This is a genomic window from Pseudomonas umsongensis (assembly GCF_002236105.1).
Taxonomy (GTDB): domain Bacteria; phylum Pseudomonadota; class Gammaproteobacteria; order Pseudomonadales; family Pseudomonadaceae; genus Aquipseudomonas; species Aquipseudomonas umsongensis.
Map to the genome: position 1 here is coordinate 454,486 of NZ_NIWU01000004.1, position 22,384 is coordinate 476,869.

Sequence of the window (22,384 nt, forward strand, 5' to 3'; positions counted from 1 at the left end):
GCGATGGCTTTGCTACAGCTGGAGCGCATCAGCGCACAGTACCCCGGCAGCCCGGAACCTGTGCTGGCGGATATTTCCCTGACCCTCGGGCCCCAGCAGTTGCTGGTTGCCCTCGGCCCGTCCGGCAGTGGCAAGACCTCGCTGTTGAACCTGATTGCCGGTTTCGTCGAGCCCAGTGCCGGGCGTATTACCCTCGATGGCGTACCGGTCAAAGGCCCGAGTGCCGAGCGCGGCGTGGTGTTCCAGGATGACGCCCTGCTGCCCTGGCAGGACGTGCTGGCCAACGTAGGCTTCGGCCTGGAACTGGCCGGCATTGCTCGGGGCAAACGCGAAATCCGCGCAAGGGAAATGCTGGCGCTGGTGGACCTCGCCGGTTTTGAAAACCGCAGGATCTGGCAACTCTCCGGCGGCCAGAAACAGCGTGTCGGCCTGGCCCGCGCGCTCGCTGCCGATCCGCGTGTATTGCTGATGGACGAACCCTTCGGGGCCCTGGATGCCTTCACCCGCGAACAGATGCAAGAGCTGCTGCTGCAAGTCTGGCGGCGCACCGCCAAACCTGTCTTCCTGATTACCCACGACATCGAAGAAGCGGTGTTTCTCGCCACGGATCTGATTCTACTGGCACCCAATCCCGGGCAGATCGTCGAGCGCCTGCATCTGGATTTCGGTCAACGTTACGCCGCGGGTGAATCGGCACGGTCGATCAAGTCCGATCCGCGCTTTATCGAAACCCGCGAGCACGTGCTTGCCAAAGTGTTCTCCCAACGCAGCGCCGCCCAGCGGCAGGAGCGCGCATGAGCAGCTACGAAATTCCCGCCTCAGCGGTTAAACCAGGTACTACAGCCATTGCGCTGCGCCGTAGCTTGAGTACTCGCTGGATCAGTGTGCTGACATTGATCGCGCTGATATTCATTTGGTGGGCTGTCACCGCCACAGGAATGATCGAGCCACTGTTTCTGCCGCCACCGTCCGCCGTGCTGCAAAAAGGCTGGCTGCTGGTCACCAGTGGCTACATGGATTCGACGTTATGGCAGCACTTGGGCGCGAGCCTCAGCCGCATCGGCCTGGGCCTTGGCTTTGCGGTGCTGACGGCCGTGCCAGTCGGTATCGCTATCGGACATAACCGCATTGCACGCGGCATTCTCGATCCAGTGATCGAGTTCTACCGCCCTATTCCACCGCTGGCTTACCTGCCGCTGATCGTGATCTGGTGCGGTATTGGCGAATTGTCGAAAGTGCTGCTGATCTACCTGGCCATTTTCGCCCCGATTGCCATCGCTACCGCCACTGGCGTGCGCACCGTCGACCCGGCCAAATTGCGCGCCGCGCAGTCACTGGGCGCGACCCGTGCACAATTGATCCGCCATGTGATCCTGCCGAGCGCCTTGCCGGACATATTGACCGGGGTGCGCATTGGCTTGGGCGTGGGGTGGTCGACGCTGGTGGCCGCCGAACTGATTGCCGCCACCAGCGGCCTGGGTTTCATGGTGCAGTCCGCTGCGCAGTTCCTGGTCACCGATGTGGTGGTGCTGGGGATTCTGGTGATCGCGCTGATTGCCTTCGCGATGGAGATGGGCCTGCGTGCCCTGCAACGCAAGCTGGTGCCATGGCACGGCCAGGCTCACTAATGCCTCCTGTTTTTGTTCGATACCCGGATTGAAGAGAACCACCATGAGCAACCTGACCATCGTCCCTCTAAGCTCGGCCCTCGGCGCACAGATCAGCGGCGTCGACGTCAGCCAGCCGCTGAACCTGGAACAACGCGACGCCATCGAGCAGGCGCTGCTCAAGCACCAGGTGCTGTTCTTCCGTGACCAACCGATCACCCCGCAGCAGCAGGCACGATTCGCCGCCAATTTCGGCGACCTGCACATCCATCCGATCTACCCGAACGTGCCGGAGCAACCGGAGGTGCTGGTCCTCGACACCGCCGTCACCGACGTGCGTGACAACGCGATCTGGCACACCGACGTGACCTTCCTCCCGACCCCGGCCATGGGCGCGGTCCTCAGCGCCAAGCTGCTGCCGGAGTTTGGCGGCGATACCCTGTGGGCCAGCGGCATTGCGGCGTATGCAGCCTTATCGGCGCCCATGAAAAACCTGCTCGAAGGGCTGACCGCCACCCACGATTTCACCCGTTCGTTTCCACTGGAGCGCTATGGCAACACACCTGAAGCACTGGCCCAATGGGAAGAGACTCGGCGCAAGAATCCGCCGCTGTCTCACCCGGTGATCCGCACGCATCCGGTGAGCGGGCGCCGTTCATTGTTCGTCAACGAGGGCTTCACCTCGAAAATCAACGAATTATCGGAAACCGAGAGCGAGGCGATCTTGAAGTTCCTGTTCGCTCATACCACCCGCCCGGAATTCACCATTCGCTGGCGCTGGCAGAAAGACGACATCGCGTTCTGGGACAACCGCGTGACTCAGCATTACGCCGTGGATGATTACCGCCCAGCGCGCCGGGTGATGCAGCGGGCGACGGTGCTGGGGGATGTGCCGTTCTTTCGCTGAACCGATCGTTCCCACGCTCTGCGTGGGAACGATCGGTGCTCGCTTACTCCGCGGTCGACGGCTTCTCCCAAAGATTGATCCCACCCTCCTGGGCAAATCGATCAATCTGCGCCAACTCTTCAACACTGAAGCTCAAATTCTTCAACGCCCCGACGTTCTCGATGATCTGCTCCGGTCGGCTCGCGCCAATCAACGCCGAAGTCACCCGCGGATCGCGCAGGGTCCAGGCTAGCGCCAGCTGCGCCAGGCTTTGACCGCGACGCTTGGCGATCTCATTGAGCGCACGCACATGGGCAATGTTGGCCTCGGACAAGTGCGAAGCCTGCAACGAATCACCGCCCGGACGGTTGACTCGCGCATCCGCCGGCACGCCGTTGAGGTATTTGTCCGTCAGCAGCCCCTGAGCCAGCGGCGTGAACGCAATCACCCCCGTACCGAGCTCATCGGTGGTGTCCAGCAAGTCCTTTTCGACCCAGCGATTGAGCAAGTTGTAGGCCGGTTGGTGAATCAACAGCGGGACTTTCCATTCTTTGAGCAGCGCCGCCATTTCGCGGGTTTTCACCCCGGAATAAGACGAGATACCGATGTACAACGCTTTACCTTGTTGTACGGCAGTAGCCAAGGCGCTGGCGGTTTCTTCCAGCGGGGTATCCGGATCGAAACGGTGGGAATAGAAAATGTCCACATAGTCGAGGCCCAGGCGTTGCAGGCTCTGGTCAAGGCTGGCGAGCACGTACTTGCGCGAACCGCCGCCCTGACCGTAAGGACCGGGCCACATGTCCCAACCGGCCTTGCTCGAAATGATCAACTCGTCACGGTACTGCTTGAAGTCTTCACGCAGCAAACGCCCGAAGTTGATCTCGGCACTGCCGTACGGCGGACCGTAGTTATTGGCCAGGTCGAAATGGTTGATGCCCAGGTCGAACGCCGTGCGCAACAACGCACGCTGGGTGTCGATCGGCGTGCTGTCGCCAAAGTTGTGCCACAGGCCCAGGGACAGCGCCGGCAGTACCAGCCCGCTACGGCCCACGCGGCGGTAAGGGATGGCGTCGTAGCGGTTTTCGGCAGCGGTGTAAGTCATCGAATCCTCTCTTGTCTGTCTTGAATCTGGTTGCCCAGCATACGCCCGGACAAACGTCAGAAAACCCTGGATTCGAAAAAAGCTGAAACGTTTCATGGCCGATAGTTCCCACGCTCTGCGTGGGAACGATCTTCAACCGGCATCCGCAAACACCTCCCCCAACCAATCCACAAACACCCGAACTCGTGGCGACATGTGCCGGTTGTGTGGATAAAGCACTGAAACCGGCATCGGTGGCGGCGGTGTTTCAATGAGGACTTCCTTTATCAGCCCTTGGGCGATCTGCGTTTCCATCCGGTAATGCGGGCACTGGATCAGGCCCAATCCGGCGATCGCCGAGGCCGCGTAGATCTCCGCGCCGAATACCGAAACGGCACCGTCGATGGGCACTTCCTTGAGCTCGCCATCGACCATGAATTCGAACGGGAACAACTTGGCCGTCGTGCGTGAGACGTAATTCACCGCGCGGTGATTTTTCAGGTCGTCGAGGCTTTTCGGTTCGCCGTATTTGCGCAGATAAGCGGGACTGGCGCAGGTGATCTGGCGCAGGCTGGCAACACGTTTGCCGATCAGAGCGGAGTCGCTCAACGTGCCGGCGCGCAGCACGCAGTCGACCCCTTCGGCGATCAAGTCAACCAGGCGGTCGGCCTCGCTGATGGAAAGTTCGATGTCCGGGTAGCGCACCATGAATTGCGGCAAGGCCGGGATCACGAAATGTTTGGCCAGGGTTCCGTGCAAGTCGACCCGCAGCCGTCCTTTTGGCGCCACGCCGCGAAACGCCAATTCGGCCTCTTCCAGCTCTGCCAGCAGTTGCACACAACGCAGGTAGTACGCCTCGCCGTCCAGCGTGGGGCGCACCTTGCGCGTGCTGCGCTCGAGCAAGCGTGTGCCCAGCCAGGCTTCGAATTGATTCAGCGTGTGGGTCAGGGTTGCGCGCGGCAAATTCAGGTCATTCGCAGCCAACGTAAAGCTGCTGCGCTCATAGATCCGCACGAACACCTTCATCGCTTTGACCTGATCCACGGCGATCCCCTTGATTGTTGGCAATTATTGAACAGTCAAGGCAACTCTGCTGCATTTATCGGCTTGGGTAAACATGTGAAATTGGCTCCACACCCCATCAACAGGAGCATCGCATGATTACTCAAACTTCCAGGGTGGCCCTCGTGACTGGCGCCTCCCGCGGCATCGGTGCGGTCATTGCCAGGCAACTGGCCAGCGAAGGATTCGCGGTCGCCATCAACTACGCCAGCAGCGCCAGCGAAGCTTCAAGACTGGTTGTAGAGTTGCGTCAGGCCGGACATCAAGCCATAGCGATCAAGGCCGACGTGGCCAGTGCGGATGACGTGCGCCGGATGTTCGACGAGACCGAAGCCCAGTTGGGCAAGGTCGACGTATTGGTGAATAACGCCGGTATCCTCAAGGTCATGCCCCTGGCGCAGCACAGCGACGAATTGTTCGAACAGAACTTCAACATCCATGCGCGCGGCACCTTCAACACCCTGCGCGAAGCGGCCACACGCTTGAATAGCGGCGGGAAGATCATCAATTTTTCCAGCAGTACCGTCGGCCTGAATCTGCCGGGCTACGCCGTGTACATCGCCAGCAAGGCCGCGGTGGAATCTTTGACCCAGGTATTTGCCAAGGAGATGCGCGGGCGCAATATCACGGTCAATGCCGTGGCACCGGGGCCGGTGGCGACCGATTTGTTCCTGCATGGAAAGAGCGAAGAGCAGATCCAGAATTTCGCCAAAATGGCGCCGCTGGAGCGCCTAGGGCAACCAGAGGATATTGCCCGTGTCGTGACGTTCCTGGTCGGGCCGGAGGCGGCGTGGGTCAATGGGCAGATTCTGCGGGTGAATGGCGGGCTGGTTTAACTATGCTCACACTAAAACCGCAGCGACACCATTCGCGAGCAGGCTCGCTCCCACAGGGATCGCGGTGAATCTTGTGGCAGCACACACCTGAAGGGGGGCAAACACCATGCACACCACCATCATCATCACGTTCGGGCTGATCCTGCTTGCCTTGATGTTGTACATCGGCGAAAAAATCGGCTTCCCCCGCCAAGTGCTCGCCTACAGCTTTATCGTGCTGTGGCTGGCCCTGACGCTGATCAATGGCGCGGTGGGCATCGTGCATGCCCGCCAGCCATTAGGCACGGAGGTGATGGTTGGCAGCGCCGTGTTCGGTATCCCGGTGGCGGCGCTGGTGTTGTTCATGGTGTTGACCACCGAGACCTGAAGAGCCGCTCAACGCACCAGGTGCAAGAACTGCATGTGCCGCTCGTACTGATCGAGGATGTCGTTGATGATCTGCTCCTTGGTGTAGCCCACCAGATCGTAATTCTGGCTACCCTCGCTCAGATGCACTTCAGCCCGGTAATAGCGACGATTGTTGAGCTGCTTGGAGCCCATGCCGCCCCGGGCAAACGACGGCGTAAAGTAGCCGCGCATTTGTACCTGGTAGATGAACGGGTGTTCGTCGCCGTGACCGATTTCCAGGCTGACGCTGTCGTTGACCGGTTCGGGATGAGTCACGACGCTCAGGCCCTTTTCGATAAACACCGCCGACACCTCTTCGATGGCCGGGCGCACCGTCGAATCGAGGAAGCGATAGACCTCATCCCGCGACGGGAAATGCACCGCCTGGCTCAAGCGCTGCCGCCAGCCACCACGCCGCGAGCCGGACACCGGCGCCAGGGAATGCATTTGTGCAATCTGCTTCTGCGACTCCAGGTAAAACGCTTTATGCAGCCCCCACATCATCAACAGCAAAATCAGCGAGAACGGCAATGAAGTCAGGACCACGGCTGACTTCAATGCATCAATGCTGCCGGAGAACAGCAACGCGCTGGTCACCAGCGCGGTCATCGCGCCCCAGAACACCCGCAGCCATTTCGGTCCGTCTTCATCGGGGTTGCCGCCCTTGGCGGACAGCGTCGACAACACCACGGTGCCGGAATCGGCGGAGGTGACGAAGAACACGAAGCTGATGAACACCGTGACCGCAATCACGGTTTTGCTCCACGGGTAGGTTTCCAGCAGCAGGTAGAGGGTCATCGACGGGTTGTCGATGGCCGACATGCCCAACGCCGACATGCCGTGGTTGAGCACTTGGTCGATGGCACTGTTGCCGAAGATCGACATCCACGCCAGGGTGAAACCCAGCGGAATCAGCAATACACCGAAGACAAACTCACGGATGGTCCGGCCACGGGAGATCCGCGCAATGAACAGGCCCACGAACGGCGACCACGCGATCCACCAAGCCCAGTAGAACACCGTCCAGCCACCCAACCAGTCGCTGGGCTTGTCGTAGGCGTAGAGATCAAAACTCTTCATCGGCAAGGCGCCAAGGTAATCGCCAATGTTCTGGATCAGGGTATTGAGCAAGTGCTGGGTCGGCCCGGCGAACAACACGAACAGCAGCAGCGCGCAGGCCAGCAGCATGTTGATGTCGGACATCACTCGCACACCCTTGTCGACACCGGACACCGCCACGATGATCGCCGCGCCCATCATCAGCGTGATCAGCCCGACCTGAATCCACTGCGTGTGAGCGATGCCAAACAGGTAGTCCAGACCCGAATTGAGGTGCAACACGCCAAAGCCCATGTCGGCGCCGAGACCGAAGACTGTGGCGATAATGCCGAAGCCGTCCACCGCGTAGCCAATGGGGCCATTGATGCGCTTGCCGATCAGCGGGTACAGCGCCGAGCGCAAGGCCAGCGGCAGGTTATGTCGGTAGGCGAAGTAGGCCAGCGCCATGCCGACAAAGGCGAACACGCCCCAGCCATGCAGGCCCCAGTGCAGAAACAGGATCTGCATCGCCTGCCGCGCCGCATCCGCGGTGCCCGCCTCGCCCTGAGGCGGTTGCAGCATATGGGTCAGGGGCTCGGACACGCAGAAGAAAAACAGCGTGATGCTGATTCCGGCAGCGAACAGCATGCCGGCCCAGGACAGATAACTGAATTCGGGCTCGTCGTGGTCGGCACCGAGTTTGATCTTGCCGTAGCCCGATAACGCGGTGACCACCACGAAGACCAGATACAGGGTCATCGCCAGCATGTAGTACCAGCCAACGGTGTTGGCTGCCCAGTTTTGCGCCGCCAGCAACCAGGCGCCGGCCTGTTCGGGCATGGCCATGACCACGACACCGAACAACAGAATGAAGGTTGCCGCGAAGTAGAAAACCGGCGGATTCATGCGGACCAGGCCGCTTGGGGGAATGGACGATGCACTCATTGAAGGTGCACCTCGACGGGGTTGGACGTGGCTGTAGAAATCGGACTCAGCAAAGGCAAGCCTCCTGTTGTGAGCGGGCAGCGAACCACCGGTTTAACTTGAATGAACGTTCAAGTTAAACATGAATAGGGTGCTAAGGACTAATCGCAAGGTTCGGCGGTCGTGGTTGAACACTAGCTCAAGGAGGTGTATTACGCGGATTTTGGAGGATTGGCCCACCGCAAAATTGCTGGACGCCATTACCAGGGTTCGCCTTGAAACCATTCGCGAGCAAGCCCGCTCCCACATTAGACCGAGTTGCCAGGCAGGTACGCATCTAATGTGGGAGCGGGCTTGCTCGCGAAGGCGGCATATCGAGCAGCGGAGGTCTCAGGACTTACTTCTGCGCCCCGTCATCAAGCTGCAAATTCGCCTGGGTCAGGTTACTGCCTGCCGGTACGCTGCGGGTCAGCCAGACATTACCGCCAATGGTCGAGCCCTTGCCGATGGTGATCCGCCCCAGAATCGTCGCGCCGGCGTAAATCACCACGTCATCCTCGACGATCGGATGCCGTGCCTGGCCCTTCTGCAACTGGCCGTCTTCGTCCGCGGGAAAACGCTTGGCCCCCAAGGTCACCGCCTGATAGATCCGCACCCGCTCGCCGATGATCGCGGTCTCGCCGATCACCACGCCGGTTCCATGGTCGATAAAGAAACTGCGGCCGATCTGCGCGCCCGGGTGAATGTCGATGCCGGTGGCCGAGTGGGCGATTTCCGCGCTGATCCGTGCCAGCAACGGCAGCCCGGCGCGATACAGATGGTGCGCGAGGCGATGGTGAATCACCGCCAGAATACCGGGATAGCACAGCAACACTTCGTCGACGCTACGCGCCGCCGGGTCGCCGTGATAGGCCGCCAGGACGTCGGTGTCCAACAGACTGCGCAGCCCCGGCAACGCGAGGGCGAAGTCCTGGATGATCTGGATGGTTTTAGCCTCGACCTCAGTGTCGACCTTGGCGCTGTGCCGTGCGGCGTAGCGCAATTCAAGCCGCGCCTGGGCCAGCAACGCATTTAACGCCACATCAAGGGTGTGGCCGACGTAGAAATCTTCACTCTCTTCGCGCAAGTCCACCGGTCCCAGGCGCATCGGGAACAGCGCACCGCAGAGCGCTTCGAGAATATCCGCCATGGCCGCCCGTGACGGCAATTCGCGACCACCCTGCTCACCGCTGGCGCGGCCGTTTTGTGCACGCCACTGCTCACGTGCCGTGCGCAGTTGGCTGACGATGGTTTGCAATTGCCAATGGCTGGAACGTTCACTCACGGTAAAAACTCCTCACGGGCGGCCGGACTGTCTGGCCGCACTAACGGCGATTACTTTACGGCAAGGCCCGCAAGCCAAATTAAGAACCAATTGTGCTGTGATAAGCACAAACGGCTATAAGCGATTGGCGGTTGCCCCGACAAAGTGGCGTGCCTATAGTCCAGAGACCTTCCACCGCCAGTACGGACCCATGATCAAACAACAGCTTGCCCGCTTTAATCGTCTCGACCTGCTCGGTCAGCCCACCGCCCTGGAAAAACTCGAACGCCTGTCGGCCTGGCTGGGTCGCGACATCTACGTCAAACGCGATGACCTGACGCCACTGGCGATGGGCGGCAACAAGTTGCGCAAACTTGAATTCCTGGCAGCCGACGCCTTGGCCCAAGGCGCCGATACATTGATCACTGCCGGGGCTCTGCAGTCCAACCATGTGCGCCAGACCGCGGCCATTGCCGCCAAGCTGGGCCTGGGTTGCGTGGCCCTGTTGGAAAACCCGCTGGGCACCGACGACGCCAACTACGTCGGCAACGGCAATCGGCTGTTGCTGGACCTGTTCGATGCCAAGGTTGAGTTGGTAGAGAACCTGGATAACGCCGATGAGCAACTGCAAGCCTTGGCCAACCGTCTGCGCAGCAACGGCAAGAAGCCGTACCTGGTGCCGATCGGTGGCTCGAATGCGCTGGGTGCCTTGGGGTATGTACGAGCCGGGCTGGAACTGGCCGAGCAGATCAAGGACACCGGGTTGAATTTCGCCGCCGTCGTCCTGGCCTCGGGCAGTGCCGGGACACACAGTGGCCTGGCACTGGCGTTGAGTGAAGCGTTGCCGGATTTGCCAGTCATCGGCGTCACCGTTTCTCGCAGCGATGAAGATCAGCGGCCAAAAGTCCAGGGCCTGGCCGAGCGTACCGCCGAGTTGCTGGAGATGCCATTGCCGGCGAGCTTCAAGGTTGAGTTGTGGGATGAATACTTCGCACCGCGCTATGGCGAGCCCAATGCCGGGACGTTGGCAGCGGTGAAGCTGGTGGCTGGTCAGGAAGGCCTGCTGCTGGACCCGGTCTACACGGGCAAGGCCATGGCGGGGTTGTTGGACGGGATCGGGCGCCAGCGTTTCAATGAAGGGCCGATCATCTTCCTGCACACTGGTGGAGCGCCAGCGTTGTTCGCCTATACAAGCTTTCTGTAAAGAGCCAAGATCAAAGATCGCAGCCTCTGTAGGTGCTGCCGAAGGCTGCGATCTTCCCGGGCAACACATATTCCCTTAAGAAATAATAAAAATAGAATTTATTATTTTCTAATCTAAAAGCGCCATCATATAGTCACGCCCCAGGCGAATTTGTAACGAGACGCGTGCGCTGCTTTAAGGCAGGATATCGCAGTCGTCCAAATCCCGATTTTGCCAACTTTCCTTAAGCGTCTTCCATAAGAAAACACAGGGGCTTGTCATGAATTTTTCCGCACTACGTCGAAATCTGCTGGTGGGTTCGCTAGGTCTGGCGCTGAGCGCCGGCCTGATCGGCCAGGCATGGGCCGGTGAGCAACTGAAACAGATCAAGGATAAAGGCGTGATCAACGTCGGCCTGGAAGGTACTTATCCTCCGTTCAGCTTCGTCGATGAAAACGGCAAGCTTTCGGGTTTCGAGGTCGAGCTCTCCGAAGCCCTGGCCCAGAAGCTGGGCGTCAAGGCCAAGATTCAGCCAACCAAGTGGGACGGCATTCTCGCCGCTCTCGAATCCAAGCGCTTGGACATAGTGGTCAACCAGGTGACCATCTCCGACGAACGCAAGAAGAAGTATGACTTCTCCGAGCCATACACCGTTTCCGGTATCCAGGCGTTGGTGCTGAAGGACAAGGAAGCCGCGCTGAACATCAAGAGCGCCGCTGACCTGTCCGGCAAGAAAGTCGGCGTGGGCCTTGGCACCAACTACGAACAGTGGGTAAGAGCCAACGTACCAGGCGCCGACGTGCGCACCTACGACGATGATCCGACCAAGTTCGCCGACCTCAACAACGGTCGTACAGACGCCATCCTGATTGACCGCCTCGCCGCGCTTGAATACGCCAAGAAAGCACCGAAAACCGTCGCTGCCGGCCAGGCGTTCTCCCGCCAGGAAGCCGGTATTGCCCTGCGCAAAGGCGAGCCGGAACTGCTGGCTGCCGTGAACAAGGCTCTCGACGAGTTGCGTGCCGACGGTACCCTGGCCAAGATCTCGGAAAAGTACTTCCAAGCTGACGTCACCAAATAATGGAAGCTGCTTTCCAACTCGCACTGGATTCCGCGCCCTTTCTGCTCAAGGGCGCGTATTACACGGTCATCCTCAGCCTGGGCGGAATGTTCTTCGGCCTGGTGATGGGGTTCGGTCTGGCGTTGATGCGCCTGTCGCGCTTCAAATCGGTCAACTGGCTGGCCCGCATCTACGTGTCGTTCTTTCGCGGCACGCCGTTGCTGGTGCAACTGTTCGTGATCTATTACGGCTTGCCGCAATTGGGCATGGAACTCGATCCACTGCCCGCGGCCCTGATCGGCTTCTCGCTGAACATGGCGGCCTACGCCTGCGAAATCCTGCGCGCCGCGATCGGTTCGATTGAACGCGGGCAGTGGGAAGCCGCTGCCAGTATCGGCATGACCCGTGCGCAAACATTGCGCCGGGCCATCCTGCCGCAAGCGATGCGTACCGCATTGCCGCCACTGGGCAACAGCTTTATCTCGCTGGTCAAGGACACCGCGCTGGCCGCTACCATCCAAGTGCCGGAGCTGTTCCGCCAGGCGCAGCTGATTACCGCACGCACCTTCGAAGTGTTCACCATGTACCTTGCCGCCGCGCTGATCTACTGGGTCCTGGCCACGGTGCTATCGCACCTGCAGAACCAGTTGGAAGCACGGGTCAATCGGCACGACCAGGAGTCCTGACCCCATGATTGTCGTGGAAAAACTGACAAAGCAGTTCAAGGGTCAAGTCGTGCTCAACGGCATCGATCTGCAAGTGAAGGAAGGTGAGGTGGTGGCAATCATCGGGCCAAGCGGCTCGGGCAAGACCACCTTCCTGCGTTGCCTGAACTTCCTCGAAGCACCCACCAGCGGCCGGATCAAGGTCGGCGACATCGAAGTCGATACCAGCCGCCCATTGAACCAGCAACAGAGCCTGGTGCGCCGTTTGCGCCAGCACGTGGGCTTCGTGTTTCAGAACTTCAACCTGTTCCCCCACCGCACAGCCCTGGAAAACGTTATCGAAGGCCCGATCATCGTCAAGAAGATCCCGCACGCCGACGCCGTTGCCCTGGGTAAAAAGCTGTTGGCCAAGGTCGGCCTGGCAGGCAAGGAGGACGCCTACCCGCGCCGCCTTTCCGGTGGTCAGCAACAGCGCGTGGCGATTGCCCGCGCGCTGGCGATGGAACCGGAAGTGATTCTGTTCGACGAACCGACCTCGGCACTCGACCCGGAGCTTGTGGGTGAAGTGCTGGCGACCATCCGCGGCCTGGCCGACGAGAACCGCACCATGGTCATCGTCACCCACGAAATGGCTTTCGCCCGTGACGTGGCCAATCGCGTGGTGTTTTTTGACAAGGGTGTGATCGTCGAACAAGGCGAGGCCAAGGCATTGTTTGCCAACCCCAAGGAAGAGCGCACGAAACAGTTTCTCAGCAAGTTCCTGAACAACGCACACCATTAAATCCCTCGTAACACTTGTCAACTTCCATGGATGGAAGTGACACCTTCCTGCCACAAAACCCAATCCTTAGAATATTTATATACCTGTGCGCGACAAGCATATTTTGTCAGTGCACTCGATACATATATGTATAGCGCAACAGTTTAATGACTGATTCTCGACCACCGCCCAAGCAACACCAACCCTCAAAAGATGGCGCCCTTGGCAAGTATATTCGACGTATCTGGACAGTTTATTAACTTCAAAGCGTAGGATAATTCTGAATAACGCCAGACATCCCTTTTAACCAACCCACTCTATTGACACTTACTCTAGCTAACTCTTATCTAGTCTCTTTCCAGCGGCACCGCTCGCGCCCAGTCATTATTTAAACTCAAAGTAATGAACGGTTTTGCTGTTCGAATTCACGTTTTGTTTTCCCCAAACGGACTTCATTGCAAAACATCAAGGAGACTTCCATGAAAAGCACCTCAACTAAAACAGGACTTGCCGCCCCGACTCTCGCGCAATCGCACAAGGTAGGGATCAACCTCGCCTCGGCGACGCACTTGCTGATCGAGGTGCCGCCCTACCCCGCGATGGACGAAGGCGACCTGATCGAACTGTTCTGGGACAACTGCTTCGTCGCTTCCAGGGTCCTGACGGCCAACGAGATTGGCCAACCCGTCCAGCTACGGGTACCCGAGAGTTTTATCGCTAGCGGCTCTTCATACGTCCACTATCGAATCATGCAGATAGGACAAGCACCGATCGTATCCCCCGCCCAGCGCGTGCAGTCCAAACTCGAGTGTCCGGGCGGGCAGGTATCTGCGTTCAGTGGTGACGAAAATCAGAGCCTGGCCCCGGTAAACATTCCCGGGACAATTCGACGCCAGGGAGTGAACCCTAACCAGATCAAGCGTGGCGTGCCGGTGACCATCGAGCCCTATGTGAACATGGCCGCCGATGACGAAATTACCTTGCGATGGGGCGATGCCCGCATGGATTTGCCCCCACTCAAGGAACGCGATGTGGGCCAGCCGGTTCAGGTCTGGGTGCCTCCGGCGATCATTCTGGAAGCCGGCGAAGACCTGCGACTTGAAGTGACTTACTGCATCCTCGATCGCGTAGGCAACAATTCTCGCTGGGCACCCGCACGGACATTGAAGATTGGTTGTGCCAATCCCTACCTCAAGGAGCCGAAGAGCGATCACCTCCAGGCCGCGGAACATCGCTAGCGATGGCTGCGATCTTGGGACCTTCTATGCATATTCCTAAAAGTTAGTTTTAAAATAATTTATACAATATTAGGGTATATACACCGGACCACCGGACATTCTTGTTTTCGTTCGCCGCACCCCGCGGCGTTTTCATGAGATGTGAGGTAGGTATGGTCCGGAACACAATCACCCCAGTGCAGATCGCCAGGGCATTGCGTGTAGCCAAGGAGTGGCACTGATGTCCAGTCTGGCTGATGCAATCGTCCAGAGTGACCTGGACATCGCCCCATTGTTGTTGCCCGCGCAAGTGCTGCGCAACGACGCCCAAGCCATCAAGGCCGCCCATGAACTGGCGCAAGTCGCTCTCTTGCAGGCGGCCAGGCGCGACCAGCAACGCAAGTTGCCGTGGTCGGAAATCGAACAATTCACTCGAAGCGGCCTGGGCAGCATTGCCATTCCCCGCGAGTACGGTGGTCCAGAGGTTTCCTTCGTCACCCTCGCCGAGGTGTTCGCGATCATTTCCGCGGCGGACCCGGCCTTGGGGCAGATTCCGCAGAACCAGTTCGGCATCCTGAACCTGATACTCGGCAGCGCTACCGAAGCGCAGAAAAAACAGCTGTTCAAAAGCGTGCTCGAAGGCTGGCGCATTGGTAATGCCGGACCGGAACGTGGCGCTAAAAACACCCTTGAACTCAAGGCGCGCATCACTGCCGATGGCGACGGTTTTGTCCTCAACGGCCAGAAGTTTTATTCCACCGGCGCGCTGTTCGCGCACTGGGTCGCGGTCAAGGCGCTCAATGACGACGGCAAGCAAGTGCTGGCCTTCGTTCGTCGCGGTACACCGGGGTTGCGCATCGTCGATGACTGGTCCGGTTTTGGCCAGCGCACCACCGCCAGCGGCACCATTTTGCTCAACAACGTGCGAGTCGACGCCGAGCTGGTGGTGGATAACTGGAAGATCAATGAAAAGCCCAATACTCAGGGCGCGGTTTCGCAACTGATCCAGGCGGCCATCGATGCCGGCATCGCCCGGGGCGCGATTGATGACGCCATCAAGTTCGTGAAAACCCGCGCCCGGCCATGGGTTGACGCCAACGTTGAACGGGCCAGCGATGACCTGTACGTCATCGCCGATATCGGCAAGCTGAAAATCGAACTGCACGCCGCCGAAGCGCTGCTGCGCAAGGCCGGGCAGGTGCTCGACCAGGTGAGCGCCGCACCGCTCACCGCTGAGTCCGCTGCCCGCGCTTCGATTGCCGTCGCCGAAGCCAAAGTGTTGACCACCGAAATCTCGTTGCTGGCCAGTGAAAAGCTGTTCGAGCTGGCCGGCAGCCGCGCCACCCTTGCCGAGTTCAACCTCGACCGCCATTGGCGCAACGCCCGGGTGCACACCCTGCATGACCCGGTGCGCTGGAAATACCACGCGGTTGGCGCCTATTACCTGAACGGCGCGTTGCCGGCTCGGCATTCCTGGATTTGACGGCCAGACACTTTTTTACCAGAGCTCTGGAGAAACACATGACCCTTTCTCAACACGTCGCAGTCATCACCAGCGATGAGCAAGCCCTGATCGTCGCCAGCGATCTGGCCGAAGATTTCAAACGCGACAGCGCCCTGCGCGACCGTGAACGTCGCTTGCCACACCCCGAGCTGGAGGTGTTCTCCCGCTCGGGCCTGTGGGGCATCAGCGTGCCGAAGGCGTATGGCGGCGCGGGCGTTTCCAACGTCACCCTGGCCAAGGTCATCGCACTGATCGCCCAAGCGGATGGTTCCCTCGGGCAAATCCCGCAGAACCACTTCTATGCGCTGGAAGTGCTACGCGTGAATGGCAGCGAAGCGCAGAAAAAGCGCCTGTACGCCGAAGTACTGGCCGGCCAGCGCTTTGGTAATGCACTGGCAGAGCTGGGGACAAAAACCGCCCATGATCGCGTCACCCGTCTGACACGCGATGGCGATGGCTATCGCATCAACGGTCGAAAGTTCTACGCCACCGGCGCGATCTACGCCCAGCGCATCCCGACCTCGGTGATCGATGAAAACGGCGTGCAGCAACTGGCTTTTGTCCCGCGCAACAGCAAGGGCCTGACGGTGATCGACGACTGGAGCGGCTTCGGCCAGCGCACCACCGGTAGCGGCTCGGTGGTGTTCGAAGAAGTCTTTGTGGCCGCCGAAGACGTGATCCCGTTCCAGACCGCCTTCGAGCGGCCGACACCGGTCGGCCCGCTGGCGCAGATTCTCCATGCCGCCATCGACACCGGCATCGCCCGCGCGGCCTATGAAGACGCGCTGCATTTCGTGCGCACCAAAACCCGGCCATGGATCGACGCCACCCATGAAAAAGCCAGCGACGACCCACTGACCCTCAAGAGTTTCGGCCATTTGAGCATTCGTCTGCACGCTGCCGAAGCCTTGCTTGAGCGCGCTGGTGAATTGCTCGACAAGGCCCAGGCCGATACTCATGCCGAGAGCGTCGCTGCCGCGTCGATTGCGGTCGCCGAGGCTCGCGCCATCAGCACTGAAATTTCCCTCGCCGCCGGCACCACCTTGTTCGAATTGGCCGGCAGCCAGGCCACCCTGATCGAGCACGGTCTGGATCGCCATTGGCGCAACGCCCGGGTGCATACCCTGCACGACCCGGTGCGCTGGAAATATCACGCAGTCGGCAACTACTACCTCAACGATGAAAACCCGCCACTGCGGGGGACCATCTGATGGCCGAGGCGAAAAAGAAGATCCTGCTCAACGCGTTCAACATGAACTGCATCGGGCACATCAACCATGGCTTGTGGACGCATCCACGGGACACCTCGACCCAGTACAAGACGATCGAATACTGGACCGAACTGGCACAGGTGCTGGAACGCGGGTTGTTCGACGGCTTATTCATCGCGGATATCGTCGGCGTCTATGACGTGTACCAGAACTCGGTGGACGTGCCGCTCAAAGAGTCGATCCAGCTGCCGGTCAACGACCCGTTGCTGCTGGTTTCGGCGATGGCTGCGGTGACGAAAAACCTTGGCTTCGGCCTCACCGCCAACCTCACCTACGAACCGCCGTACCTGTTCGCCCGGCGCATGTCGACGCTGGATCATCTGAGTCGCGGTCGAGTCGGTTGGAACATCGTCACCGGTTACCTCGACAGCGCGGCCAAGGCCATGGGCCTGAACGAACAAGTCGAGCATGACCGCCGCTACGACCAGGCCGATGAATACCTGGAGGTGCTCTACAAACTCTGGGAAGGCAGTTGGGAAAACGGCGCGGTACTCAACGATCCGCAGCAGCGCATCTACGCTGCGCCTGAAAAAGTACACAAGGTCGAACACAAGGGCGAGTTCTATCAGGTGGAGGGTTATCACCTGTGCGAGCCGTCACCGCAGCGCACCCCGGTGCTATTCCAGGCGGGTAGTTCCGATCGCGGTTTGCTGTTCGCCGGGCGCCACGCCGAGTGCGTGTTCATCAGCGGCCAGAACAAACCGTCGACCAAGGTCCAGGTGGACAAGGTTCGCGCCAGCGCCGTCGAGGCCGGGCGCAACCCTGAGGACATCAAAGTGTTCATGGGCTTGAACGTGATCGTCGGCGCAAATGAAGAACTCGCTTGGGCCAAGCACGCCGAATACCTGAGCTACGCCAGCGCCGAGGCCGGCGTGGCGCATTTTTCGGCCTCCACCGGCATCGATTTTTCCGAGTATGGCATCGACGAACCGATCCAGTACGTCAAGAGCAACGCGATCCAGTCGGCGACCAAAAACCTGCAGAACAACGACTGGACCCGGCGCAAATTGCTGGAGCAACACGCCCTGGGTGGCCGCTACATCACCGTGGTCGGCTCGCCCGGGCAAGTGGCCGATGAGCTGGAATCGTGGATCGCCGAAACCGGCCTGGACGGCTTCAACCTGACGCGCATCGTCACACCGGAAAGCTATGTGGATTTCATTGAGCTGGTGATCCCGGAGTTGCAACGGCGTGGGTCGTACAAGACTGCTTACGACAGGGGCAGCTTGCGCGAAAAGCTGTTTCACGAAGGGGCGCATTTGCCTGAGCAACACACCGGATCTCACTACCGACACTAACCCTTGTAACTGATCGTTCCCACGCTCTGCGTGGGAATGCAGCCAGTGACGCTCCGCGTCACAGCCGCAGGGACGCGGAGCGTCCCGAGAGGCATTCCCACGCAGAGCGTGGGAACGATCGGCCATAACTTGACTGGAATAAACATCATGACCAAGCACTCTCTCTCTAACCCAGTCAAAGCACTGGCCCTGGCCCTCGGCCTGTTCAGCTCTACGGTTTTCGCCGCCGACGCGCCTTTGAAAATCGGCACCACCGCCGCCTTCGCCATTCCTCTGGAAGCGGCCGTAGAAGAGGCCGGCAAACAAGGCCTGAAAGTTGAACTGGTGGAATTCACCGACTGGATCGCGCCCAACGTCAGCCTCGCCGCCGGCGACATCGACGTGAACTACTTCCAACACATCCCGTTCCTGGAAAACGCCAAGAATGCCTCAGGGTTTGACCTGGTGCCCTTTGCACCGGGGATCATCAACAATGTCGGTCTCTACTCGAAGAAGTACAAAAGCTTCGACGAGCTACCGCAAGGCGCCAGCGTGGCCATCGCCAACGACCCGATCAACAGCGGGCGTGGCTTGCAGCTGTTGGCCAAGGCCGGCTTGATCACGCTTAAACCGGGGGTCGGCTACAAGGCCACCGAAGAAGACATCATCGCCAACCCGAAGAACATCAAGATCCTGCAAGTCGAAGCCGTGCAACTGGTACGTGCCTACGACGACGCCGATCTCGTCCAGGGCTACCCGGCCTATATTCGCCTGGCTAAAACCTTCGACGCCGGTTCTGCCCTGCTGTTCGACGGCCTCGACCACAAGGAATACGTGATCCAGTTCGTGATCCAGCCGAAGAGCAAAACCGACCCGCGCCTGATCAAGTTCGTCGACATCTACCAGCACTCGCCAGCCGTTCGCGCAGCCTTGGATAAAGCCCACGGCAAGCTCTACCAAGCCGGTTGGGAGAGCTGAGCATGACAGCTGCGATCCAACGGCGACTGGATATTCCAGAGCCCCAGAAAGCTGAACAGACCGAACTGCACCCGGACCTGAACCGCGCTCACGTGCGCTTCATCGGCCTGGGTAAAACCTATGACGGCAAGCAAGGTCCGGTGGCCGCGTTGCAGGGCATCGACCTGGCGATCCAGCACGGTGAAGTGTTCGGCATCATCGGTCGTAGCGGCGCCGGCAAGTCGTCGCTGATCCGCACCATCAACCGCCTCGAACAACCGACGTCGGGGCGCGTGCTGATCGATCAAGTGGACATCGGCGAGTTCGATGAAGACCATCTGGTGGCGTTGCGTCGGCGCATCGGCATGATCTTCCAGCACTTCAACCTGATGTCCGCCAAGACGGTTTGGCAGAACGTCGAGCTGCCGCTGAAAGTCGCCGGCGTACCCAAGGAAAAGCGCGAGCAGAAGGTTCGTGAACTGCTGGAACTGGTGGGCTTGCAAGCCAAGCACAAGGCTTACCCGGCGCAACTGTCCGGCGGCCAGAAACAGCGCGTCGGCATCGCCCGCGCCCTGGTTCACGACCCGGCGATTCTGCTGTGCGACGAAGCCACTTCGGCACTGGACCCGGAGACCACGCAATCGATCCTCGGCCTGCTGCGCGAGATCAATCAGCGCCTGGGCCTGACGATCATTCTGATCACCCATGAAATGGCGGTGATCCGCGAGATCTGTGATCGCGTCGTGGTGCTGGAACACGGGCGCATCGTCGAACAAGGCCCGGTGTGGGAAGTCTTCGGCAACCCGCAGCATGAGGTCAGCAAGACCCTGCTCGCACCGTTGCAACACGCCCTGCCGCCAGAGCTGCAAAGCCGCTTGCATCCGCAACCGCAGTCCGCGGAAGACGCGGTGGTACTGCGCCTGCAGTTCACCGGAACGGCCCAGGCCGAACCGGACCTTGCCGCACTGTTCAGTGCACTCGGTGGCCGCGTGCGCTTGCTGCAGGGTGGCGTGGAACGGATTCAGGGACACGCGCTTGGGCAACTGCTGCTGGCCGTGACGGGCTCGTCCCTGGGCGTCGAAGAATTGCGTCAACGCGCCGGCCAGTGGGCGCAACAGGTAGAGGTATTGGGCTATGTGGTTTGATCGCTTGCTGCAGGGATTCATCGACACGTTCTTGATGGTCGGCGTGTCGTCGTTGATCGCCCTGCTGGCGGGCATTCCGCTGGCGGTGATCCTGGTCACCAGTTCCAAGGGCGGTATCTATGAAGCCCCGGCGCTTAATCGCGCACTGGGTGCCTTCGTGAACCTGTTCCGCTCGATTCCGTTCCTGATCCTGATGGTCGCGTTGATTCCGTTCACTCGCTTGATCGTCGGTACCACGTACGGCGTTTGGGCAGCCGTGGTGCCATTGACCATCGCCGCTACGCCGTTCTTTGCGCGCATCGCTGAAGTCAGCTTGCGCGAAGTCGATCACGGCTTGATCGAAGCCGCACAGGCCATGGGCTGCCGACGTGGGCACATCGTCTGGCATGTGCTGTTGCCTGAGGCGCTGCCGGGGATTGTCGGGGGCTTCACCATCACCCTGGTGACGATGATCAACTCATCTGCCATGGCGGGGGCGATTGGTGCCGGTGGGTTGGGGGACATTGCCTATCGGTATGGGTATCAGCGCTTCGATAGCCAGATCATGCTGACGGTGATCGTGTTGCTGGTGGCGTTGGTGGCGGTGATTCAGTTGGGTGGGGATCGGTTGGCTCGGGGATTGAACAAACGTTAGATCAAGATCAAAAGATCGCAGCCTTCGGCAGCTCCTACAGGGTGGCGCCACAGGGAATGTGTACACCCTGTAGGAGCTGCCGAAGGCTGCGATCTTGGCGATATTTCGTACAAGAAAATCGGCAATTCTGAAGGCTCAATCCCTTTCCTTTGCAGGACGTTTCCTAGATTATTCCGCTCGCTTGCGCCTGCCAAACTCCGTGGTTAGTCTCGGTCCGTCACTGCTCATCAGTGATCGGGTTTAGTAGCCCGGAACAATAGGCGCATAGCAATTCCATGCTCATGTCCGGCACTTTGCCGCATGCAGAAAATGGTGGCTGTGCGTGGGGTACCTTCGGGTGCACCGGTTTCTCCTATTGACCGGCCTACTAACCTGCGTACAGCCGCCACCCAATCGTTTAGTAGGCGAAAAGTGTCGGCTCCCATGCAGCAATAGGAGCAACACATGGAAAGATCAGTACCCGACCCACCCCCCGAAAAAGACCCGCTCAGGGATCGATCAGCGCTCTACCGCGCCATTGATTTCTACCTCACCGGCGATCAACCCTCCCCGCCCGACGAACTGCGGTTCTACAACGTCAGCAAAGACGTGAGCTTCGAAGACACCCAACTCTACATCGCCGATCTGCTGCGCTGCGCCTCGGTCACAGCCTATCAATGTGGCGACCATCTAAAGGGCGCCGACCGTGCAATGGTGTTCTCGGTCTGGCATTTGCTGGAGATTGCCAAGGCGATGGTGGATCATTCCATTGAGTGCCTGGGGATGAAGAAGAGCTGAATCAAGATCAAAAGATCGCAGCCTTCGGCAGCTCCTACAGGGAGCTCCTCTGTAGGAGCTGCCGCAGGCTGCGATCTTTAAAGCGCGAAAGCGCTTATAGTTTGCGCATCTCCCTTTACCTGCGCAGCCGACCATGAAACAGACTCCCGCCGACCTCGAGCAGATCACGTCCACGACTCTGGACCATTACAACTCGGTGGCCGAAAGTTTCCGCGAAGGCACCCGCGATCACGATGTCAGCCAGAACATCGACGCGCTGTTGCGGCATATTCAGGGCGAGCCGCCGTTCGACATTCTCGATTTTGGCTGTGGTCCCGGTCGCGACCTGCAGACCTTTACGCGCATGGGCCACACGGCGGTAGGCCTTGATGGCTCGCAGAAGTTTGCGCAAATGGCCCGGGAGGACAGCGGTTGCGAGGTCTGGCAGCAGGACTTCCTGAAGCTGGATTTGCCTCAGGAACGCTTCGATGGGATTTTTGCCAATGCGGTGTTGTTTCACATCCCGCGCCAGGAGCTGCCCCGGGTACTGAAAGAGCTGCGCACGGCATTGAAGGCAGGTGGTGTGTTGTTCAGTTCCAATCCCCGTGGCGACAACCAGGAAGGCTGGAACGGGCCACGCTATGGGTCGTATCACGACCTGAAGGCATGGCAGCAATTGCTGACCGAAGCGGGCTTTGTGGAGCTGGAGCATTACTACCGGCCAGCGGGGCTGCCGCGCGAGCAGCAGCCTTGGTTGGCGAGTGTATGGCGCAAGTCTTCGTAGTCAGTACTGACGCCATCGCGGGCTTGCCCGCGATGAGCGCGCAGCGC

General features: G+C 59.7%; 22 protein-coding genes. 18 read left to right on the top strand and 4 right to left on the bottom strand.

Annotation, left to right across the window (positions count from 1 at the left end; genetic code table 11):
• The first annotated feature begins 3 nt into the window (after window positions 1–3).
• Genes tauB through tauD form a run of 3 tightly spaced genes read left to right on the top strand, consistent with a single transcriptional unit; the run spans window position 4 to window position 2,514 of the window.
• Complete coding sequence (gene tauB / locus PSUM_RS21800; RefSeq protein ID WP_083349992.1) at window positions 4–798, top strand: taurine ABC transporter ATP-binding subunit; 795 nt, start codon at window positions 4–6, stop codon at window positions 796–798.
• Window positions 795–1,628, top strand: coding sequence for a taurine ABC transporter permease TauC (tauC, locus tag PSUM_RS21805; RefSeq protein WP_020795800.1), 834 nt, complete (start codon window positions 795–797; stop codon window positions 1,626–1,628). Before tauB ends, tauC begins: the two co-directional genes overlap by 4 nt.
• A gap of 43 nt (window positions 1,629–1,671) precedes the next feature.
• Complete coding sequence (gene tauD, locus PSUM_RS21810; protein ID WP_083349991.1) at window positions 1,672–2,514, top strand: taurine dioxygenase; 843 nt, start codon at window positions 1,672–1,674, stop codon at window positions 2,512–2,514.
• Between the two features lie 43 nt (window positions 2,515–2,557).
• Here the strand turns inward: tauD and mgrA are convergent, their stop codons facing one another.
• Together mgrA and PSUM_RS21820 are read right to left on the bottom strand one after the other, a co-directional pair.
• Entirely contained in the window at window positions 2,558–3,595 is a 1,038-nt protein-coding gene (gene mgrA / locus PSUM_RS21815; protein WP_083349990.1) for an L-glyceraldehyde 3-phosphate reductase, read from the bottom strand.
• A 132-nt stretch (window positions 3,596–3,727) separates the two neighbouring features.
• Window positions 3,728–4,618 (bottom strand): LysR family transcriptional regulator, encoded by an 891-nt coding sequence (locus PSUM_RS21820; protein WP_020795803.1) that lies wholly within the window; start codon window positions 4,616–4,618, stop codon window positions 3,728–3,730.
• A gap of 113 nt (window positions 4,619–4,731) precedes the next feature.
• Here PSUM_RS21820 and PSUM_RS21825 point away from each other — a divergent pair, with 113 nt between their 5' ends.
• Together PSUM_RS21825 and PSUM_RS21830 are read left to right on the top strand one after the other, a co-directional pair.
• Window positions 4,732–5,472: an SDR family oxidoreductase gene (locus PSUM_RS21825; protein ID WP_020795804.1), complete on the top strand. Its 741-nt coding sequence runs from the start codon at window positions 4,732–4,734 to the stop codon at window positions 5,470–5,472.
• A gap of 106 nt (window positions 5,473–5,578) precedes the next feature.
• Window positions 5,579–5,839, top strand: coding sequence for a hypothetical protein (locus tag PSUM_RS21830; RefSeq protein ID WP_020795805.1), 261 nt, complete (start codon window positions 5,579–5,581; stop codon window positions 5,837–5,839).
• 8 nt (window positions 5,840–5,847) lie between these two features.
• Here PSUM_RS21830 and betT read toward each other — a convergent pair whose 3' ends face one another.
• The gene (betT, locus tag PSUM_RS21835) at window positions 5,848–7,803 is read right to left on the bottom strand and encodes a choline transporter BetT (RefSeq protein ID WP_168759123.1); all 1,956 of its coding nucleotides are present in this window, start codon (window positions 7,801–7,803) and stop codon (window positions 5,848–5,850) included.
• 415 nt (window positions 7,804–8,218) lie between these two features.
• A complete protein-coding gene (gene epsC, locus PSUM_RS21840) occupies window positions 8,219–9,145 on the bottom strand; it encodes a serine O-acetyltransferase EpsC (RefSeq protein WP_020795807.1) in 927 nt (308 codons plus the stop codon).
• 190 nt (window positions 9,146–9,335) lie between these two features.
• Between epsC and PSUM_RS21845 the strand changes: the two genes are divergently transcribed.
• The 13 genes from PSUM_RS21845 to PSUM_RS21905 all read left to right on the top strand — a co-directional run bounded on the left by PSUM_RS21845 (window position 9,336) and on the right by PSUM_RS21905 (window position 22,337).
• Window positions 9,336–10,328, top strand: a complete 993-nt coding sequence (locus PSUM_RS21845; protein ID WP_020795808.1) for a D-cysteine desulfhydrase — start codon at window positions 9,336–9,338, stop codon at window positions 10,326–10,328.
• Between the two features lie 259 nt (window positions 10,329–10,587).
• Entirely contained in the window at window positions 10,588–11,388 is an 801-nt protein-coding gene (gene tcyJ, locus PSUM_RS21850; protein ID WP_020795810.1) for a cystine ABC transporter substrate-binding protein, read from the top strand.
• Window positions 11,388–12,053 carry a cystine ABC transporter permease gene (tcyL, locus tag PSUM_RS21855; RefSeq protein ID WP_020795811.1) on the top strand — a complete coding sequence of 222 codons (666 nt, stop codon included), beginning with the start codon at window positions 11,388–11,390 and terminating at the stop codon, window positions 12,051–12,053. Before tcyJ ends, tcyL begins: the two co-directional genes overlap by 1 nt.
• Window positions 12,054–12,057: 4 nt before the next feature.
• Window positions 12,058–12,813 (top strand): L-cystine ABC transporter ATP-binding protein TcyN, encoded by a 756-nt coding sequence (tcyN, locus tag PSUM_RS21860; protein ID WP_020795812.1) that lies wholly within the window; start codon window positions 12,058–12,060, stop codon window positions 12,811–12,813.
• A 458-nt stretch (window positions 12,814–13,271) separates the two neighbouring features.
• Window positions 13,272–14,030, top strand: coding sequence for a hypothetical protein (locus PSUM_RS21865; RefSeq protein ID WP_020795813.1), 759 nt, complete (start codon window positions 13,272–13,274; stop codon window positions 14,028–14,030).
• Window positions 14,031–14,250: 220 nt separating this feature from the next.
• Window positions 14,251–15,492, top strand: coding sequence for an SfnB family sulfur acquisition oxidoreductase (locus PSUM_RS21870; protein ID WP_033042113.1), 1,242 nt, complete (start codon window positions 14,251–14,253; stop codon window positions 15,490–15,492).
• A 38-nt stretch (window positions 15,493–15,530) separates the two neighbouring features.
• On the top strand, window positions 15,531–16,724 hold the full coding sequence (locus tag PSUM_RS21875; protein ID WP_020795816.1) for an SfnB family sulfur acquisition oxidoreductase: 1,194 nt from the start codon (window positions 15,531–15,533) through the stop codon (window positions 16,722–16,724).
• Complete coding sequence (locus PSUM_RS21880; RefSeq protein ID WP_083349989.1) at window positions 16,724–18,082, top strand: LLM class flavin-dependent oxidoreductase; 1,359 nt, start codon at window positions 16,724–16,726, stop codon at window positions 18,080–18,082. Before PSUM_RS21875 ends, PSUM_RS21880 begins: the two co-directional genes overlap by 1 nt.
• Window positions 18,083–18,229: 147 nt before the next feature.
• Window positions 18,230–19,039: a MetQ/NlpA family ABC transporter substrate-binding protein gene (locus tag PSUM_RS21885; RefSeq protein WP_083349988.1), complete on the top strand. Its 810-nt coding sequence runs from the start codon at window positions 18,230–18,232 to the stop codon at window positions 19,037–19,039.
• A gap of 2 nt (window positions 19,040–19,041) precedes the next feature.
• Complete coding sequence (locus PSUM_RS21890) at window positions 19,042–20,163, top strand: methionine ABC transporter ATP-binding protein (protein ID WP_083349987.1); 1,122 nt, start codon at window positions 19,042–19,044, stop codon at window positions 20,161–20,163.
• Window positions 20,153–20,797, top strand: coding sequence for a methionine ABC transporter permease (locus PSUM_RS21895; protein WP_008057629.1), 645 nt, complete (start codon window positions 20,153–20,155; stop codon window positions 20,795–20,797). Before PSUM_RS21890 ends, PSUM_RS21895 begins: the two co-directional genes overlap by 11 nt.
• Window positions 20,798–21,241: 444 nt before the next feature.
• A complete protein-coding gene (locus PSUM_RS21900; RefSeq protein WP_020795821.1) occupies window positions 21,242–21,574 on the top strand; it encodes a DUF6124 family protein in 333 nt (110 codons plus the stop codon).
• Between the two features lie 133 nt (window positions 21,575–21,707).
• Window positions 21,708–22,337, top strand: coding sequence for a class I SAM-dependent methyltransferase (locus tag PSUM_RS21905; protein WP_020795822.1), 630 nt, complete (start codon window positions 21,708–21,710; stop codon window positions 22,335–22,337).
• The last annotated feature ends 47 nt before the right edge of the window (window positions 22,338–22,384 follow it).

What these genes read in the sequence shown, in the direction of transcription:
- tauB (WP_083349992.1), top strand. Translation starts at nt 4, where the DNA reads ATGGCTTTGCTACAGCTGGAGCGCATCAGCGCACAGTACCCCGGCAGC.
- tauC (WP_020795800.1), top strand. Translation starts at nt 795, where the DNA reads ATGAGCAGCTACGAAATTCCCGCCTCAGCGGTTAAACCAGGTACTACA.
- tauD (WP_083349991.1), top strand. Translation starts at nt 1,672, where the DNA reads ATGAGCAACCTGACCATCGTCCCTCTAAGCTCGGCCCTCGGCGCACAG.
- mgrA (WP_083349990.1), bottom strand. Translation starts at nt 3,595, where the DNA reads ATGACTTACACCGCTGCCGAAAACCGCTACGACGCCATCCCTTACCGC.
- PSUM_RS21825 (WP_020795804.1), top strand. Translation starts at nt 4,732, where the DNA reads ATGATTACTCAAACTTCCAGGGTGGCCCTCGTGACTGGCGCCTCCCGC.
- PSUM_RS21830 (WP_020795805.1), top strand. Translation starts at nt 5,579, where the DNA reads ATGCACACCACCATCATCATCACGTTCGGGCTGATCCTGCTTGCCTTG.
- betT (WP_168759123.1), bottom strand. Translation starts at nt 7,803, where the DNA reads ATGAATCCGCCGGTTTTCTACTTCGCGGCAACCTTCATTCTGTTGTTC.
- PSUM_RS21845 (WP_020795808.1), top strand. Translation starts at nt 9,336, where the DNA reads ATGATCAAACAACAGCTTGCCCGCTTTAATCGTCTCGACCTGCTCGGT.
- tcyJ (WP_020795810.1), top strand. Translation starts at nt 10,588, where the DNA reads ATGAATTTTTCCGCACTACGTCGAAATCTGCTGGTGGGTTCGCTAGGT.
- tcyL (WP_020795811.1), top strand. Translation starts at nt 11,388, where the DNA reads ATGGAAGCTGCTTTCCAACTCGCACTGGATTCCGCGCCCTTTCTGCTC.
- tcyN (WP_020795812.1), top strand. Translation starts at nt 12,058, where the DNA reads ATGATTGTCGTGGAAAAACTGACAAAGCAGTTCAAGGGTCAAGTCGTG.
- PSUM_RS21865 (WP_020795813.1), top strand. Translation starts at nt 13,272, where the DNA reads ATGAAAAGCACCTCAACTAAAACAGGACTTGCCGCCCCGACTCTCGCG.
- PSUM_RS21870 (WP_033042113.1), top strand. Translation starts at nt 14,251, where the DNA reads ATGTCCAGTCTGGCTGATGCAATCGTCCAGAGTGACCTGGACATCGCC.
- PSUM_RS21875 (WP_020795816.1), top strand. Translation starts at nt 15,531, where the DNA reads ATGACCCTTTCTCAACACGTCGCAGTCATCACCAGCGATGAGCAAGCC.
- PSUM_RS21880 (WP_083349989.1), top strand. Translation starts at nt 16,724, where the DNA reads ATGGCCGAGGCGAAAAAGAAGATCCTGCTCAACGCGTTCAACATGAAC.
- PSUM_RS21885 (WP_083349988.1), top strand. Translation starts at nt 18,230, where the DNA reads ATGACCAAGCACTCTCTCTCTAACCCAGTCAAAGCACTGGCCCTGGCC.
- PSUM_RS21890 (WP_083349987.1), top strand. Translation starts at nt 19,042, where the DNA reads ATGACAGCTGCGATCCAACGGCGACTGGATATTCCAGAGCCCCAGAAA.
- PSUM_RS21895 (WP_008057629.1), top strand. Translation starts at nt 20,153, where the DNA reads ATGTGGTTTGATCGCTTGCTGCAGGGATTCATCGACACGTTCTTGATG.
- PSUM_RS21900 (WP_020795821.1), top strand. Translation starts at nt 21,242, where the DNA reads ATGGAAAGATCAGTACCCGACCCACCCCCCGAAAAAGACCCGCTCAGG.
- PSUM_RS21905 (WP_020795822.1), top strand. Translation starts at nt 21,708, where the DNA reads ATGAAACAGACTCCCGCCGACCTCGAGCAGATCACGTCCACGACTCTG.